The following is a 16861-nucleotide window of genomic DNA, read 5'->3' on the forward strand; positions in this document are numbered from 1 at the left end:
GGGCCCGGGAGTAGCCTCGCGGGCATGCATGCGATCACCATCAACGAACCCGGCGGACCGGAGTCCCTGGTCTGGTCCGAGGTGCCCGATCCCGTGCCCGGTGAGGGCGAGGTCCTGGTCGAGGTCGTCGCCGGTGCCGTCAACCGCGCGGACGTGATGCAGCGTCAGGGCTTCTACGACCCGCCGCCCGGCGCGTCCCCCTACCCGGGGCTGGAGTGCTCCGGCCGGATCACGGCCCTCGGGCCCGGGGTGGCCGGCTGGGCCGTCGGCGACGAGGTGTGCGCGCTGCTGGCGGGCGGCGGCTACGCGGAGAAGGTCTGCGTACCGGCCGGCCAGCTGCTGCCCGTACCGGACGGCATGGACCTCGTCACGGCCGCCGCGCTGCCCGAGGTCACCGCCACCGTGTGGTCCAACGTCTTCATGGTCGCCCACCTGCGCCCCGGCGAGACCCTGCTCGTCCACGGCGGCGGCAGCGGCATCGGCACCATGGCCGTCCAGCTGGCCAAGGCGGTCGGCGCGCGCGTCGCGGTCACCGCGGGCAGCCAGGAGAAGCTGGAGCGCTGCCGGGAGCTCGGCGCGGACATCCTCATCGACTACCGGCAGCAGGACTTCGTCGAGGAGCTCGACAAGGTGACGGGCGGCGTCGGCGCGGACGTCATCCTCGACATCCTCGGCGCCAAGTACCTCGCCCGGAACGTGGCCGCCCTCGCGGTCAACGGCCGGCTGGTCGTCATCGGCCTCCAGGGCGGCCGTAAGGCCGAACTGGACCTCGGCACGCTGCTCACCAAGCGCGCCGCCGTCCTGGCCACCTCGCTGCGGGCCCGGCCGCTCCAGGAGAAGGCGGCGATCGTCGCGGCCGTGCGCGAGCACGTCTGGCCGCTGATCGCCGGCGGGCGGGTCCGGGCGGTGGTCGACCGCACGCTGCCGATGCGGGACGCGGCGCGGGCCCACCGGATCCTGGAGGAGAGCTCCCACGTCGGGAAGATCCTGCTGACGACCTGAGCGGGCGCGGCGGGGGGAGGTATCCCTGTCGGTTCACCCGGTCGGCACGCGCGCGCGTGCCGTGCCGCACCGGGCGGGCGAGGCTGGGACGCGTGGACCGTGGACCGCGTGCGATATCCCCGGCCCGGCGGGCGCTGTCCCTCGCCGGGCCGGCGCTGGCGGCGGCGGCCGTGCTGGCCGCCCCCGCCTTCCACCACGCGCAACGACCGGACGACGCGCCGGCCGCCCGCGCCGCGTCCGCCACCGCCCCGGGCCCGTCCCGGCCCCCGCCGGGCGAGGACGACCGGCTCGCCGGGAGCCACGCGGGGGAGGGCCGCACCCACCCCGGCCGGCCCGCGGAGACCGGGCCCGGATCCCCGTCGCCCTCCGACGCGCGGCCGTCCCCGTCGACCTCGTCCTCGGCGGGAGCGCCCCCTCCCGACGACTCTCCCGACGACCCCGAGGCCGGACGGGCGCCCGGCCAGGCGTGGCCGCCCGCGGACCCGGGAGAGGCACCGGCGTCGCCCCCCGGAGGCGACACGCCCGGCGGCGGCACCTCCGGCACCGGCGACGACGGCACCGAGGGCGGGTCCACCGCGGCCGGCCCCCGGGAGGACGAGGCCCTGGAGGAGGGCGACCGCGTCCTGCGCGTCCTGCCGCTGGGCACCGGAATGACCCTCACCGGCCTGGGACTCGGCTACTTCGCCCTCCGGCTGCGGCGCGCGAGGTGAGAAGGGGGCGCGCGGTAAGGCGCGTCGCACGGTGGATCAGACGTGTACGGGGGCATCACCAGGGGGAAATCACCTGTGCGAGAGAATGGCGGCATGGATATGCCGAGGAATGAACGGTCGCAGGAGAGCCCGCACGTCCTGGTCGTAGGCCCGGACGGCATGGCTCTCGGCAGCACCAACCCCGGCAACGGGGAAGGTGACGACGAGTCGCGCGAGGTCCCCGTGACGGAGATGGTCGAACAGCCCGCGAAGGTCATGCGCATCGGCAGCATGATCAAGCAGCTGCTGGAGGAAGTCCGCGCCGCACCCCTGGACGAGGCGAGCCGGGTCCGGCTCAAGGAGATCCACCACAGCTCCGTGCGCGAGCTGGAGGACGGTCTCGCGCCCGAGCTCGTCGAGGAGCTGGAGCGCCTCTCCCTGCCCTTCACCGACGAGACGATCCCCACCGAGGCGGAACTGCGCATCGCGCAGGCGCAGTTGGTCGGCTGGCTGGAAGGGCTCTTCCACGGCATCCAGACGACGCTGTTCGCCCAGCAGATGGCGGCACGCGCGCAGTTGGAGCAGATGCGCAGGGCGCTGCCGCCCGGCGTCCTGGGTGAGGACGACGGCGAGGGCCACCAGCACGGCGGAGCCCGCTCCGGCCCCTATCTGTAAGCGTGTAGCCGTAAGCGTGTCTCCGTAAGGACGCGCGAACGTGTGTGTGCCCGGTACGTCCGACGGACGTACCGGGCACACACATGGCCGGGCCTGCGAGCCTTACGGCGCCCTACGACGCCTTACGACGCGGGGTCGCCCGTCGACACCGTCAGCACGAACATGTCGCTCGGCGACTTCGGGTCGAACGCGTCACCCTGCTTGGGCGTCTGGCTGAGCACGGTGCCCTTGCCCCAGGTGTTCTCGTTCTGCTGGTCGATGCGGTACTTCCAGCCGGCGGCCTGGAGGCACGCCTTGACCGAGTCGACGTAGAAGTAGCTGAAGTCGGGCGCCGACTTCTTCGACTTGTCGTTGTAGTACTCGTAGGCCTTCGTGCACTTCTCCTTGTCGATGACCTTCGACCGGTCGCCCTCGCGGTGCTTGCTCTGGGTGCCGCCGGCGGTGCCGCCCGTGCCGCTGCCCGAGCCGCCCGTCGTCGTACCGCCGCCGGAGCCGCCGGCCGGGGCGCCCGTCACCGGCGGCTGCGAGTTCTTGCCGCCGTTCGCCTCGTCGCCCTTGTCGGAGTTGCCGCCGTTGAGCGCGATCGCGGCGATCACGCCGATGACCGCGAGGACGGCGACGATGCCCGAGCCGATGATGACCGGCTTGTTGCTCTTGCCGCCCTGCGGCGCCGGCGCGGGCGAGGGGTTGATCGAGTACGGCGGGGGCGTGCCCGGACCGTTCGGCCCGCCGGCCTGGAACGGCTGGACGGGCGTGGGGTAGGCCGGGGCGCCCGGCGGCGGGGTGGAGGGCCCGTAGGAGGCGTACGGCCCGGGGGCGGGCTGGTACGGCGTCTGGACGCCCTGCGGGCCCGGCCCGGGGGTCTGCGCGTCGACGGGCGGGAAGACGGCCGAGCTCACGCCCGCGCCGCTGCGCGCCGGCGGGCCGCCCGCCACGATGATCGGCGAGGCCCCGGACTGCGCGGTGCCCGCGACCCGCGCGCACTCGTCCCGCATGGACTCGGCGCTCGGGAAGCGCTCGTTCGGGTTCTTCTTCAGCGCGCGGGCCACGAGGGCGTCCACGGCCGGCGGGATCGAACGATTGATCGAGGATGGAGCGACGGGCTCCTCCTGGACGTGCGCGTACGCGATCGCCAGCGGGGAGTCCGCGTCGAACGGCAGTCGCCCGGTCAGCAGCTCGAAGAGCATGATGCCGACCGAGTACAGGTCGGAGCGGGCGTCGACGCCGCGGCCGAGCGCCTGCTCCGGGGAGAGGTACTGGGGGGTGCCGACGACCATGCCGGTCTGCGTCATCGAGGTGACGCCGGACTGCATGGCGCGGGCGATGCCGAAGTCCATGACCTTGACCACGCCGCGCTTGGTCATCATCACGTTGCCCGGCTTGATGTCGCGGTGGACCAGCCCCATCTCGTGGCTGACCTCCAGCGCGGCCAGCACATCGGCGGTGATCTTCAGCGCCTTCTCGGTCGGCATCGCGCCGAACTGCCGGACGTCCGCGTCCAGCACCGAGCGCAGCGGCTGGCCCTCGACGTACTCCATGACGATGTACGGCATGGTCGAACCGTCGAGGTCGTCCTCGCCGGTGTCGAAGACCGAGACGATGTTCGTGTGTGTGAGCTTGGCGACGGCCTGGGCCTCGCGCCGGAACCGCTCGCGGAAGGACGCCTCGCGGCCCAGCTCCGTGTGCAGTGTCTTGATCGCGACCTGACGGTCCAGGACGCTGTCGTACGCCAGGTGGACCGAGGCCATCCCGCCTTCGCCCAGCAGGTCGCGCAGCTGGTAGCGGCCGCCGCCGACAGACCGGCCCGTGTAGCGGCCCTGAGCGCCGTCCTGGCTCATCGTTCTACTTCCCCCTTGCGGCAAACTGCCTGGCGTACGGATCCGGCAGGTGCCGGCTGTGCCGATGGATCTCGGCCAAGTCTGCCCGAGGCGGCGGGCACGTCAAGCCGCGTGCCCGTTCCGTGACGGGATGCGCGACAACACGTCACGAGATTTGCCTTGCTCAGGGGCGTGCGGGTTTGATAGCGCGTCCATCCCGGACCGGCGCGCGCCGTGGAGCCTGTAGCGTGCCTTAGCGGAAGACCGTTTTCCCCGCGCCGCGCCTCCCACGCGCAGCGGACAGACACGACGGCGAGGACTGATGGCACAGACGCAGAGCGCCCAGGGTCCGACAGACCCTGACGCCAACGGGGGCGGCATGCCCGATGTGCCTGAAATGTGGGGCAATGGCGGCCTGGTCGGAGACGGCCGCTACCGCCTCACCCACCGGCTCGGCCGCGGTGGCATGGCAGAGGTGTTCGCCGCCGAGGACGTGCGCCTCGGCCGTACGGTCGCGGTGAAGCTGCTCCGGGCCGACCTGGCGGAGGACCCGGTCTCGAAGGCGCGCTTCACCCGCGAGGCGCAGTCGGTGGCCGGGCTGAACCACCACGCGGTGGTCGCGGTCTACGACTCCGGCGAGGACACCGTCGGCCGCAACGTCGTGCCGTACATCGTCATGGAGTTGGTTGAAGGTCGCACCATTCGCGACCTGTTGCTGGGCGCCGAGACCCCGCCGCCCGACCAGGCGCTGATCATCGTCTCGGGTGTGCTGGAGGCGCTGGCCTACAGCCACCAGCACGGCATCGTGCACCGCGACATCAAGCCCGCCAACGTGATCATCACGAACAACGGCGCGGTCAAGGTCATGGACTTCGGCATCGCCCGCGCCCTGCACGGCGCGGCGTCCACCATGACCCAGACCGGCATGGTCATGGGCACGCCGCAGTACCTCTCGCCCGAGCAGGCGCTCGGCAAGACGGTCGACGCGCGCTCGGACCTCTACGCCACCGGCTGCCTCCTCTACGAACTGCTGGCGCTGCGTCCGCCGTTCACCGGCGAGACCCCGCTGTCGGTCGTCTACCAGCACGTCCAGGACACCCCCGTCCCGCCGTCGCAGGTCCTCGGCAGCGTGCCGCCGGAGCTCGACGGCCTGGTGATGCGCTCCCTCGCCAAGGACCCGGACGACCGGTTCCAGAGCGCCGAGGAGATGCGCGGGCTGGTCCAGTACGCGCTCCAGATGCTGCACGACGCGGGCGCCCACTCGGGCTCCTGGGACACCGGCCCGGTCGCGCACGCCACCGCCGCCACCCAGGCCCTGGGCATGGGCGGCATGGGCGGCGGCATGGCCGGGACGACCGCCATGCCGCACCCGGTGCACGGCGACACCTCGCAGCAGCCGATGATCCCGCCGCGCGGCGGTGACGACGGCGGCTTCGACGGCTACGGCGGCGGCCGGGGCGGCGGTGGCGGCAGGGGCAAGATGATCCTGATCGCCGTGGTCGCCCTGATCGCGGTCGTGGCAGGCGTGGCCTTCGCGATGAACCTGAAGGACAAGTCCGACAGCGGTAAGACGACGAAGAATCCCAAGCCGTCCACCAGCTCTTCCTCGTCCCCGAACCCGTCCCCCAGCCCGGAGACCTCCCGGAAGCCCAGCCCTGTCGGGCAGCCCGAGGGCGGCACCACGGGCGAGCGGGAGTCCGACACCTCCAGCACCGGCGGTGGCCAGGAGCCGGACGGCGACACCGGTACGCACCACTCGTCCAAGCCGTCCGGGCAGCCCTCGAACGAGCCGTCGACCCCGCCGACGCCCTCGGGCGAGCCGTCGACGAAGCCGTCGGGCGACGAGAAGCCCCCGACCGGTGGCAACACCAACGCCGGTCAGGACGGCGGCGGCGCGAACACCGGCACCTCGGCCGGCCAGGTCGGCGGCCCCGGCACCACGACCCTCGGCCAGGGCACCGGCACCACGCCCTGACGGACGCGCGCGTCCGGCTGACGAGCCCGGTGGCGGGTACCTCTCGGTACTCACCACCGGGCTCGTTCGTTTCCGTCTGTTTCCGGCCGGATCCCGGGGGCGCCCTCAGTCCGTGAAGGCCTCGCGCACCGCCCCGTACGAGCGCGTCCACCACACCGACAGCGCCGCCGACGCGGGGAAGCCGGGGTCGGCGCGGTGGTCGCCGAGCTGGTAGCGCCAGCGCAGCATCCAGAAGTCGTTGAGCCGCTCCCACCACACGCGGTGCACCGCGGCCGCCAGTTCGGCGGTGTCCGCCCCGCAGGCGCGGCGGTAGGCGCGCGCGTACGGCCGTATCTTCGCGAGGTCCAGCGTGCCGTCGGGGCGCAGGAAGAAGATCACGGCGGCCCGGACGGCCTCCTCGGCGCGGGGCTGCACGCCCAGCCGGTCCCAGTCGACGATCGCGGCCGGCTCGCCGCCGCGGTAGAGCAGGTTGAGCGGGTGGAAGTCGCCGTGCACCCAGCCCCGGGCGGGCGTGGCGGCCGGGCGGCGGTGGGCGTGCCGCTCCAGCAGGGCGCGGCGCTCGACGAGCCGGTGCTCGGCCAGCTCGTCGAAGGAGTCGCGGGGCCGGCGCCGGACGAGCTCCAGGAGGTCCTCGATGAGGGCGTACGTGTCCTGGGGGTCCGCCGCGGCGTCCGGAGCCTGCCAGGGGTCCCCGAGGCCGCCAGAGGGCCCCTCAGGGCCTTTCTGGGGTCCGTGGGGGTTCTCGGGGGCCGGGCTCTCCTCGCGGCAGACCTTCTCCAGGCACATGTGCACATGGCCCAGCAGCGCCCCGAGCCGGCGGGACTGCGCGCGGGTCAGCTCGCCGCCGTCGCGGTGCCGGCCCTCGACCCAGGGGTGCAGGGCGTAGCAGCGGCCGTCCAGGACCGTGACGGTCGAGCCCTGGGCGTCGGCGACGGGCGGGGCGACGGGCAGGCCGAGGGCGGCCAGCCGCAGGGTGACGGCGTGCTGGCGGGCGATGGCGGCGTGGTCGCCGTCGAGGTGGTGCTTGAGGAAGAAGCGGCCCCGGGTGGTGGTGAGGCGGTAGCCGCGGTTGAGGAGGCCCTCGGTCAGCGGCACGCACCCGAGCGGCTCGCCGGCCTGCCCGTAGAGGCGCAGGAGGCTGTGCAGGGTGGTGCTGTCGAGCGCTTCCGTTCCCGCGGGGCCGCCGGTGGTTCCCTCGGCGTCCGCGCGGAGGTCGTCAGGTCTCGGGCGGCCGGGTCGCGGGCGGCCGGCGTCCCCCCGGACTCCGCCGACGGGAGAGACGACGAGGGGCGGGACAAGTGAGCGCGGCACGCTCCAAATGTTAGATCACGCTGAGTGCGCGACCTGTCGTGCCGGGACGCCTTCGAGGTGGTGCAGGGTGATGAACTGCGGTTCGATGCACAGGTATTCGGGATCGAAGGGCGAATCGTCCGCGGTGCGCGGGGGCCGGCCGAAGCGGTCGAGTTCGGCGGGGCCGGGCGTGAAGAGCCGTGCGGTGCCCACGAATTGCACGGTCCAGACGGTCTCGTCGCCCTCGGGGCGCCCGCTGAGGTTGTCCGCGCCGTACGCGACGACGTTGCCGTCGCAGGCCTGGGCGTAGCCGAAGCCGCCGTGCAGGCGCAGCAGCACCCGCCGGCCGGACACGATGTGCCGGGCGACGGTGACGAAGGGCAGCGCGCGCATGCTCACCGAGACCCTGCCGTAGGGGGTGCGGTCGAGCAGTTCGAGCGCGCGGTACTGGTCGTGGTCCTGGTGACCGGTGGAGAGCCCGGTGGGCGCGGAGAGCATGGTCACCACTGTGCACGCTGGTCACCGGGGCCTATAGGGGCACCCGCCCCTATGCGGCGGGACGTTGGTCCCGAATCATCATTTTCCACTCGATACGGTGAATTGTGTCAGCGGAACGGGTGATGGTGCGGGGGACGGGGAATGGGGACGCTCCGGCCCGGCGCCCGTCCCGACCGCCCGGCTCAGCGCTTCTCCGCCTGGAGGCGGGCCACATAGGCCGCCGCCTGGGAGCGCCGCTCCATGCCGAGCTTGGACAGCAGGCTGGAGACGTAGTTCTTGATGGTCTTCTCGGCGAGGTGCAGCCGCTCGCCGATGGCCCGGTTGGTCATGCCCTCACCGATCAGGTCGAGGATCCGCCGCTCCTGGTCGGTCAGATTGGACAGCCGGTCGTCGCCCTTGGGGTCCTTGCCGTCGCGCAGCCGCTCCAGCACCCTGGCGGTCGCCACGGGGTCCAGCAGGGACTTCCCGGCCGCCACGTCCCGCACCGCGGACAGGAGCTCGTTGCCACGGATCGCTTTCAGAACGTAACCGGACGCGCCCGCCACGATCGCGTCGAACAGCGCCTCGTCATCGGCGAAGGAGGTGAGCATCAAGCATTTGATGTTCTCGTCCTGAGAACGAATTTCCCTACATACTTCGACGCCGCTGCCATCCGGAAGGCGAACATCCAGAACCGCGACGTCGGGGCGGGTCGCCGGAATGCGCACCAGGGCGTCCGCCGCCGTACCGGCCTCTCCGACGACCTCGATGTCCTCCTCCACGGAGAGCATCTCGTGCACGCCGCGCCGGACGACCTCGTGGTCGTCGAGCAGAAATACCGTGATTTTTCGCTGTTCGGGCACAGTGCCAGTCTCACACACCAACTCTTCCCCTGCTCTTGTTCTCCGGGATAACGTGCGGTCGTTCCGGCAGCCCGCAGGGGCTGTGCTCACAAGGACGTGACCAGGAGCGTTGCCCAGCTTTCTCGATTTACTTGGAAATCCAAGCAAAATTGCAGGTCAGGCGGGGTTTCGCAGGAATGCGGCCTTCTGGGTAACGTGCTTATTGCAGGCCTTTGGCCGGGGCGCCTGTCACGCCCGGTTTCCGGCCTCGGCACACCCACCCCGTGTGCCGTCGGGGATCGAGCGAGCCTTCTCCTGCCTCACGGCGGGGGAACCCCCTCTGGCCGCCGGCGACCCCGGGGGCCGGACAGACGGAGGAGCACACGTGACTGTGGACAGCACTGCCGCGCGCAAGCCGCGCCGTGGCAGCAGCAAGCGCGCCGGGGCCAAGACCCGCGCCGCCGCGCCGGGCGAGCCCGAGCTCGTACAGCTGCTGACACCGGAGGGCGAGCGGGTCGAGCACCCCGACTACTCCATCGACCTGACCGCCGACGAACTGCGTGGCCTGTACCGCGACATGGTGCTGACCCGCCGCTTCGACGCGGAGGCGACCACTCTTCAGCGCCAGGGCGAACTGGGCCTGTGGGCCTCGCTGCTCGGCCAGGAGGCCGCGCAGATCGGCTCCGGCCGGGCGACCCGCGCCGACGACTACGTCTTCCCGACCTACCGCGAGCACGGCGTGGCCTGGTGCCGCGGGGTCGACCCCACCAACCTGCTGGGCATGTTCCGCGGCGTCAACCACGGTGGCTGGGACCCGAACGAGAACAACTTCCACCTCTACACGATCGTCATCGGCTCGCAGGCGCTGCACGCCACCGGCTACGCCATGGGCGTGGCCAAGGACGGCGCCGACTCCGCCGTGATCGCCTACTTCGGCGACGGCGCGTCCAGCCAGGGCGACGTGGCGGAGGCGTTCACGTTCTCGGCGGTCTACAACGCCCCGGTCGTGTTCTTCTGCCAGAACAACCAGTGGGCGATCTCCGAGCCCACCGAGCGCCAGACCCGCGTCCCGCTCTACCAGCGCGCGCAGGGCTACGGCTTCCCGGGCGTCCGCGTCGACGGCAACGACGTCCTCGCCGTGCTGGCCGTCACCAAGGCCGCCCTGGAGCGCGCCCGCACCGGCCAGGGCCCGATGCTCATCGAGGCGTTCACGTACCGCATGGGCGCCCACACCACCTCCGACGACCCGACGAAGTACCGCCGGGACGAGGAGCGCGAGCTGTGGGAGGCCAAGGACCCGATCCTGCGGCTGCGCACCTACCTGGACCGCGAGGGGCTCGCCGACGAGGCGTTCTTCGCCGCCCTGGAGACCGAGGCCGACGCGCTCGCCAAGCGGGTGCGCGACGCCGTCCGGACCATGCCGGACCCCGACAACATGGCGATCTTCGAGAACATCTACGCCGACGGCCACGCCCTCGTGGACGAAGAGCGCGCCCAGTTCGCCGCGTACCAGGCGTCCTTCGCAGAGGAGAGCAACTGAGATGGCTGCCGAGAAGCTCTCCGTCGTCAAGGCGATCAACGCCTCGCTGCGGACCGCCCTGGAGAACGACCCCAAGGTCCTGGTGATGGGGGAGGACGTCGGCAAGCTCGGCGGCGTCTTCCGCGTCACCGACGGCCTCCAGAAGGACTTCGGCGAGGACCGGGTGATCGACACCCCGCTCGCCGAGTCCGGCATCGTCGGCACGGCGATCGGGCTGGCCCTGCGCGGCTACCGCCCGGTGGTGGAGATCCAGTTCGACGGTTTCGTCTTCCCCGCGTACGACCAGATCGTCACCCAGCTCGCCAAGATGCACGCCCGCGCGCTGGGCAAGATCAAACTGCCGGTCGTCATCCGCATTCCCTACGGCGGCGCCATCGGTGCCGTCGAGCACCACAGCGAGTCGCCCGAGGCGCTGTTCGCGCACGTCGCGGGCCTGAAGGTGGTCTCCCCGTCGAACGCCTCGGACGCCTACTGGATGCTCCAGCAGGCCATCCAGAGCGACGACCCGGTGATCTACTTCGAGCCGAAGCGCCGCTACCACGACAAGTCCGAGCTCGACCGCTCGGCGATCCCCGCGCCCCTGCACGCCGCCCGCACGGTGCGGCAGGGCACGGACCTCACCCTCGTCGCCTACGGGCCGATGGTGAAGACCTGTCTCGAGGCCGCGGCGGCGGCCGAGGAGGAGGGCAAGTCCCTGGAGGTCCTGGACCTCCGCTCGATGTCGCCCGTCGACTTCGACGCGATCCAGGCGTCCGTGGAGCGCACCGGCCGGCTGGTCGTCGTCCACGAGGCCCCGGTGTTCCTGGGCACGGGCGCGGAGATCGCCGCCCGGATCACCGAGCGCTGCTTCTACCACCTGGAGGCCCCGGTGCTGCGGGTCGGTGGCTATCACGCGCCCTACCCGCCGTCCCGGCTGGAGGACGAGTACCTTCCGGGCCTGGACCGGGTGCTCGACGCCGTCGACCGCGCGCTGGCGTACTAGGGGTACGAGGAGAGTCGTGACAATGACTGCAAGCACCGCCAACGACCAGCGCTTCCGCGAGTTCAAGATGCCCGATGTGGGCGAGGGACTCACCGAGGCCGAGATCCTCAAGTGGTACGTGGCCGTCGGGGACACCGTCGCCGACGGGCAGGTGGTCTGCGAGGTCGAGACCGCCAAGGCGGCCGTGGAGCTGCCGATCCCGTTCGACGGCGTGGTGCACGAGCTGCGCTTCGACGAGGGCACGACGGTGGACGTGGGCACGGCGATCATCTCCGTGGACACGGACCCGGGCGCGGGGCCGGCCGGTGCCGCCCCGCAGGCGGCTCCCGCCGCCGCGGCCGCTCCGGCCGCCGAGCCCGAGCCGGAGGCCGGCGGCCGCCAGGCCGTGCTGGTGGGCTACGGGGCCGCCCCGTCGTCGACCAAGCGCCGCGCGCGCAAGCCGCAGCCGGGGGCGGTCGCCTCGGTGGCGGCTGCCGTACAGGCCGAGCTCAACGGGCACACGGCGCCGGTCGCGCCGCCGGCCGCCGCGGAGCCGGCGCTGGGTGGTCTCGCCCTGGCCGGGGCCGCCGCGGCCCGGCCGCTGGCCAAGCCGCCGGTCCGTAAGCTCGCCAAGGACCTGGGCGTCGACCTCGCCACGGTCACCCCGACGGGCGCGGACGGTGTGGTGACCCGTGAGGACGTCCACGCGGCCGTCGCCGCGCTGACGGCTCCTTCCCAGGCGCCCCTCGCCTCCGGCGCCGTGGCGGAGGCGGCGCCGGGCGCGGAGGCCGCGCCCGGGGCGGGCGCGCTCGCCGCGCGGGAGACCCGGATCCCCGTCAAGGGCGTCCGCAAGGCCACCGCGCAGGCGATGGTGGCCAGCGCCTTCACCGCGCCGCACGTCACGGAGTTCGTCACCGTCGACGTCACCCGCACGATGAAGCTCGTCCAGAAGCTCAAGACCGACCCGGACATGGCCGGGCTCCGGGTCAACCCGCTGCTGCTGGTCGCGAAGGCCCTGCTGGTCGCGATCAAGCGGAACCCGGACGTCAACGCCGCCTGGGACGAGGAGAACCAGGAGATCGTCCGCAAGGACTACGTGAACCTGGGCATCGCCGCGGCCACCCCGCGCGGCCTGATCGTGCCGAACATCAAGGAGGCCCAGGCCAAGACGCTCCCGGAGCTGTCGCAGGCGCTGGCCGACCTGGTCGCGACGGCCCGCGAGGGGAAGACCTCGCCCGCCGACATGTCGGGCGGCACGGTGACCATCACCAACGTCGGTGTCTTCGGCATCGACACCGGCACGCCCATCCTCAACCCCGGCGAGTCCGCGATCCTGGCCTTCGGCGCGGTCAAGCTCCAGCCGTGGGTCCACAAGGGCAAGGTCAAGCCGCGGCAGGTGACCACGCTGGCGCTGTCGTTCGACCACCGCCTGGTCGACGGCGAGCTGGGCTCCAGGGTGCTGGCCGATGTGGCGGCGGTGCTGGAGAACCCGCAGCGGCTGATCACCTGGGGCTGACGCGGCGGACGCATTTACTGACCGGCCGACCGGTCAGTAAATGCTCTCCGGGCCGTCGGGAAAGTTGAAATAGAAAAGACAAAGGGCCCGGACGCGTCCCTCCTCACCCCCCTCCAGTGAGGAGAGAAACAGCGTCCGGGCCCTTCGTCCTGAAACGGAGCGGCCTCGGGATTCCGCCCCTGGCAGGAGGTGGAATGGCCCGTGCTGCGCAATTTACTTAAGATTGACCAACACTTGCAGTGTCGGAATGGGAGGTCGCGTTGGACGGCGACGGCCGCGTGGACGGCGAATCCATAAGCCGCCTCCTGCGGGCCTGGCGCGCCCGCGTCGACGCCCGTACCGTCCCGGAGCTGCGCGGCACCGTTCCCCGCCCGGGCAGGCGCCTTTCGCAGGCCCAGGTGGCACGGCTGACCGGGGTGAGCGAGGGCTGGTACCGCACCCTGGAGGCGGGCCGCCGCCAGGACTTCTCCGAAAGCTTTCTGCTCCGCGTCGCCCGGGCGCTCCGGCTGAGCGACGCGGAAACCCTCACCCTCTTCCTCGCGGTCTGCGGCCGCCGCCCGCCCGGTGAACTCTCCCGGGAGCACAAGGACTTGCCGCACGGCGTAAAGGCCCTGCTGGAACAGCAGGTCTCCTATCCCGCTTATCTCTCCGACGTGGCGTGGAATGTCGTCGCCGCCAATTCCCTCATGGGCGAATGGTTTCCCTGGGTCCGCCGCCCGGGCGCCAATCTCATGCGCTGGGCCCTCCTCGACCCCGAGGCCCGCGAGCAGATGCTCGACTGGGAGGACAACTGCGCCCGCGCCTACCTCGCCATGCTCCGAGTGGCCGCCAACAGCGACCCCGGCGACACCGAACTGCGCACCCTCGTCCGCGACATCCTCGACGCCGACGCCGACTGCCGCCGCATCTGGGCCGAGGAACACGACGTCGTCGAACACCGCGACGGCCACGTCTTCCGTCTCCGCCTGCCGTACCACGGCAACGCGGAGACGCGCGTGACGACGCACGTCCTGCTGCCGATACAGCGTCCTGACCTGAGGTTCGTCTTCATCACGCCCCTGGAGGGGTGGTCCGGCCGGTCGTAGCCGGCGCTGACCGCCCCCCGCGGTCCCGGATGATGGACGCCCCCTCCTCACGCATACGTGTTGTATCTAAGCTGTGCGCATGTCATCCGCTCCCCCCGCCGCGCCCGGTCTCCAGACCAAACAGCCCCCCGCCGCCGAACGCGTCTACACGCACGTCAAGGAAGCCGTACTCCACCGTCATTACGAGGGCGGCACGCTGCTCACCGAGGGGGACCTGGCCGAGGCGGTCGGGGTGTCCCGGACGCCGGTGCGGGAGGCGTTGCTGAAGCTGGAGGCGGAGGGGCTGCTCAAGCTCTATCCGAAGAAGGGCGCGCTCGTCCTCGCGGTGTCCGCGCAGGAGGTCGCCGACGTGGTCGAGACCCGGCTGCTGGTGGAGAAGTACGCCGCCACCAAGGCCGTCCCCGCCTCCGAGCAGCTCCTCGCGCGGCTGGAGGAGCTGCTCGACGACATGCGCCGGCAGGCCGACGCCGGCGACCTCGCCGCCGTGTCCGTGAGCGACCGGGCCTTCCACGCCGAGATCGTCCGCAGCATCGGCAACCAGATCCTCTCCCGCCTCTACGACCAGCTCCGCGACCGGCAGCTGCGGATGGGCGTGGCCGTCATGCACGCGCACCCCGACCGGATCGCCAAGAACCACGTCGAGCACGCCGAGATCCTGGAGGCTCTGCGCTCCGGGGACGCCGACGCGGCCGTCGAGATCATCGACCAGCACGTCAGCTGGGTGCGCAACCTCGCGCAGGGCGACGTCCGATGAGCGCCCACGGAACGCCCGCCCTCCCCGGCGACCCGCCCGGCGGCCGGCGGGCCATGGCCGTCTGGGGCGTCGGCGTCGCCGTCTACTTCGTCGCCATCATCTTCCGCACCAGCCTCGGCGTCGCCGGCATCGACGCCGCCGAGCGCTTCCACATCAACGCCTCCGCGCTCTCCACCTTCTCCATACTCCAGCTGCTCGTCTACGCGGGCATGCAGATACCCGTCGGCCTGATGATCGACCGGCTGGGCACCAGGAAGGTGCTCGCCCTCGGCGCCGTCCTCTTCACCGCCGGACAGCTCGCCTTCGGCCTCTCGCACTCCTACGGCACCGCCCTCGCCAGCCGCGCCCTCCTCGGCTGCGGCGACGCGATGACCTTCATCAGCGTCCTGCGGCTCGGCTCCCGCTGGTTCCCCGCCCGCCGCGGCCCGATGATCGCCCAGGTCGCCGCCCTCTTCGGGATGGCCGGCAACCTCGTCTCCACCGTCTTCCTCGCCCGGCTCCTGCACGGCGCGGGCTGGACCCAGACCTTCGTCGGCAGCGCCGGCGCCGGCGTCGTCGTCCTCGTCCTGATGCTCGCCCTCCTCAAGGACCACCCCGAGGGCTACGCGCCCGCCCCCGTCACCCACTCCGGCCGCGGCTTCGTCCGCCGCCAGATCGCCCGCGCCTGGCGGGAGCCCGGCACCCGGCTCGGCATGTGGGTGCACTTCACCACCCAGTTCCCCATGCAGGTCTTCCTGCTCCTGTGGGGCATGCCCTTCCTCGTCGAGGCACAGGGCCTCTCCCGGGACACCGCCGGCCTGCTGCTCACCGTCGCCGTGCTCGCCAACATGGCCATCGGCCTCGTCTACGGGCAGATCATCGGCCGCCACCACGCCGCCCGGCTGCCCCTCGCCCTCGGCACCGCCGCCGCCACCGCGCTGATGTGGGCCGTCGCCGTCTTCTGGCCCGGCGCGCACGCGCCGATGTGGGTGCTCGTCCTGCTCTGCGTCGTCCTCGGCACCTGCGGACCGGCCTCGATGATCGGCTTCGACTTCGCCCGCCCCGCGAACCCGCCCGAGCGCCAGGGCACCGCCTCCGGCATCGTCAACATGGGCGGCTTCGTCGCCGGCATCGTCACGCTGTTCGCCATCGGCCTGCTGCTCGACGCCACCGGTGACGACTACCGGATCGCCTTCGCCTCGGTGTTCGTCATGGAGGCCCTGGGCCTCTCGCAGATCCTCCGGCTGCGCACCCGCGCGCAACGCCGCGAGGAGGAGCGGATCGTCGCTTCGAGAGTGGAGACCGTGCACGTGCCGGTGTGAGGGGACGGGGGATGAGGGGACGGGCGTGATCGTGGTGGTGGCCCGCCGCCTCACCGCCTCACGACGTCACCGCGAACTCGCGGAGGATCGCCTCCGCGAGCCCCGGCTCCCCCTCCCGCTTGATCCGGTCCCCCGCCCGCTCCGCCCGTACCCGCCCGCACGCCAGCCGCGCGTACATCTCCCAGTCCAGCGCCAGCGTCACCGTCGGCCCCAGCGACACATGGCTGTCGATCCTCGCCTGGCCCCGCTCGCCGACCCGCACCGTCCGCAGGAACTCCAGCGGGCCGTGCACGTCGAAGACCACCGCCGAACCGGGCGGCGCCCCGGCGTCCCGCGCCACGACCTTCGGCAGCGCCTCCAGCAGGAAGTCACGGCTGATCACCGCGGCCGGCGAGTCCAGGTTCCCCGGCAGACCCAGCGCGCGCCGCAGGTCCTGCTCGTGCGTCCATACGTCGAACACCCGGTACCGCAACGTCCGTTCCAGCGTGGTCTCCGTGCTGGTGCCCAGCGGCCAGCGGATCAGCGTCTGCGGGCTGCGCGTCTCGTTCCGCAGCTGCCGGCCCCGCCTGATGATCATCAGGTCCAGCTCCGACGACATCTCCAGCGCCGTGTGGCAGCGCCGCACGTCGACCTGGACCTCCATGTAGCGGGTGAACTCGTCGGTCACGTGGTAGAGATCGCGTGGCAGCGAGTGGATCGGCCGTGGCTCGCCCAGCATCTCGCTCTCCACGCCGATGACATGCGAGACCACATCGCGCACCGACCAGCCGGGGCACTCCGTGGCCCGGTTCCAGTCGCTCTCGGCGAGTGGTCTCACCAACTCGAGGATCGCTTCGGCGGAGTGGGTCCAGGCATCGACGGCGGGTTGCAGACTGGGGTGGACGGTCACGGGATCCCTCGGGCGTTGCGTGCGTGCGCGGATGGGCTGCTCGTATGT

Annotated in this window: 15 protein-coding genes; 10 read left to right on the forward strand and 5 right to left on the reverse strand. The window is 72.0% G+C overall.

The features are described 5' to 3' along the window. Window positions 1-24: 24 nt before the first annotated feature. From SMD11_RS17200 to SMD11_RS17210, 3 genes are all read left to right on the forward strand, one after another. Window positions 25-1002 (forward strand): NAD(P)H-quinone oxidoreductase, encoded by a 978-nt coding sequence (locus SMD11_RS17200; RefSeq protein ID WP_087927300.1) that lies wholly within the window; start codon window positions 25-27, stop codon window positions 1000-1002. Window positions 1003-1094: 92 nt separating this feature from the next. Beyond that, complete coding sequence (locus SMD11_RS17205; RefSeq protein WP_087927301.1) at window positions 1095-1712, forward strand: hypothetical protein; 618 nt, start codon at window positions 1095-1097, stop codon at window positions 1710-1712. A 93-nt stretch (window positions 1713-1805) separates the two neighbouring features. Beyond that, a complete protein-coding gene (locus SMD11_RS17210; protein ID WP_087927302.1) occupies window positions 1806-2366 on the forward strand; it encodes a bacterial proteasome activator family protein in 561 nt (186 codons plus the stop codon). A gap of 122 nt (window positions 2367-2488) precedes the next feature. On the opposite strand, the gene SMD11_RS17215 is transcribed toward SMD11_RS17210, so the two are convergent. Next, complete coding sequence (locus SMD11_RS17215) at window positions 2489-4204, reverse strand: protein kinase domain-containing protein (protein ID WP_087927303.1); 1716 nt, start codon at window positions 4202-4204, stop codon at window positions 2489-2491. A 301-nt stretch (window positions 4205-4505) separates the two neighbouring features. On the opposite strand from SMD11_RS17215, the gene SMD11_RS17220 reads away from it, so the two are divergent. Next, window positions 4506-6158, forward strand: a complete 1653-nt coding sequence (locus SMD11_RS17220) for a protein kinase domain-containing protein (protein WP_087927304.1) — start codon at window positions 4506-4508, stop codon at window positions 6156-6158. Between the two features lie 105 nt (window positions 6159-6263). Here SMD11_RS17220 and SMD11_RS17225 read toward each other — a convergent pair whose 3' ends face one another. The 3 genes from SMD11_RS17225 to SMD11_RS17235 all read right to left on the reverse strand — a co-directional run bounded on the left by SMD11_RS17225 (window position 6264) and on the right by SMD11_RS17235 (window position 8788). Further along, window positions 6264-7304 carry a phosphotransferase gene (locus tag SMD11_RS17225; protein ID WP_087930564.1) on the reverse strand — a complete coding sequence of 347 codons (1041 nt, stop codon included), beginning with the start codon at window positions 7302-7304 and terminating at the stop codon, window positions 6264-6266. Window positions 7305-7484: 180 nt separating this feature from the next. Then, window positions 7485-7946 (reverse strand): pyridoxamine 5'-phosphate oxidase family protein, encoded by a 462-nt coding sequence (locus SMD11_RS17230; protein ID WP_087930565.1) that lies wholly within the window; start codon window positions 7944-7946, stop codon window positions 7485-7487. Between the two features lie 182 nt (window positions 7947-8128). Further along, window positions 8129-8788, reverse strand: coding sequence for a response regulator (locus tag SMD11_RS17235; RefSeq protein WP_087927305.1), 660 nt, complete (start codon window positions 8786-8788; stop codon window positions 8129-8131). 364 nt (window positions 8789-9152) lie between these two features. Here SMD11_RS17235 and pdhA point away from each other — a divergent pair, with 364 nt between their 5' ends. The 6 genes from pdhA to SMD11_RS17265 all read left to right on the forward strand — a co-directional run bounded on the left by pdhA (window position 9153) and on the right by SMD11_RS17265 (window position 15924). Continuing rightward, window positions 9153-10307, forward strand: a complete 1155-nt coding sequence (pdhA, locus tag SMD11_RS17240; RefSeq protein WP_087927306.1) for a pyruvate dehydrogenase (acetyl-transferring) E1 component subunit alpha — start codon at window positions 9153-9155, stop codon at window positions 10305-10307. 1 nt (window position 10308) lies between these two features. Then, complete coding sequence (locus tag SMD11_RS17245) at window positions 10309-11289, forward strand: alpha-ketoacid dehydrogenase subunit beta (RefSeq protein ID WP_087927307.1); 981 nt, start codon at window positions 10309-10311, stop codon at window positions 11287-11289. 22 nt (window positions 11290-11311) lie between these two features. Further along, window positions 11312-12784: a dihydrolipoamide acetyltransferase family protein gene (locus SMD11_RS17250; RefSeq protein WP_087927308.1), complete on the forward strand. Its 1473-nt coding sequence runs from the start codon at window positions 11312-11314 to the stop codon at window positions 12782-12784. Between the two features lie 239 nt (window positions 12785-13023). Then, entirely contained in the window at window positions 13024-13869 is an 846-nt protein-coding gene (locus SMD11_RS17255) for a helix-turn-helix transcriptional regulator (protein WP_087927309.1), read from the forward strand. A 79-nt stretch (window positions 13870-13948) separates the two neighbouring features. Next, a complete protein-coding gene (locus SMD11_RS17260; protein ID WP_087927310.1) occupies window positions 13949-14623 on the forward strand; it encodes a GntR family transcriptional regulator in 675 nt (224 codons plus the stop codon). After that, window positions 14620-15924, forward strand: a complete 1305-nt coding sequence (locus tag SMD11_RS17265; RefSeq protein ID WP_087927311.1) for an MFS transporter — start codon at window positions 14620-14622, stop codon at window positions 15922-15924. Before SMD11_RS17260 ends, SMD11_RS17265 begins: the two co-directional genes overlap by 4 nt. 58 nt (window positions 15925-15982) lie before the next feature. Here the strand turns inward: SMD11_RS17265 and SMD11_RS17270 are convergent, their stop codons facing one another. After that, on the reverse strand, window positions 15983-16813 hold the full coding sequence (locus SMD11_RS17270) for a maleylpyruvate isomerase family mycothiol-dependent enzyme (RefSeq protein WP_087927312.1): 831 nt from the start codon (window positions 16811-16813) through the stop codon (window positions 15983-15985). Window positions 16814-16861 lie beyond the last annotated feature (48 nt).

The sequence above is a fragment of the Streptomyces albireticuli genome, assembly GCF_002192455.1.
GTDB classification, from domain to species: domain Bacteria; phylum Actinomycetota; class Actinomycetes; order Streptomycetales; family Streptomycetaceae; genus Streptomyces; species Streptomyces albireticuli_B.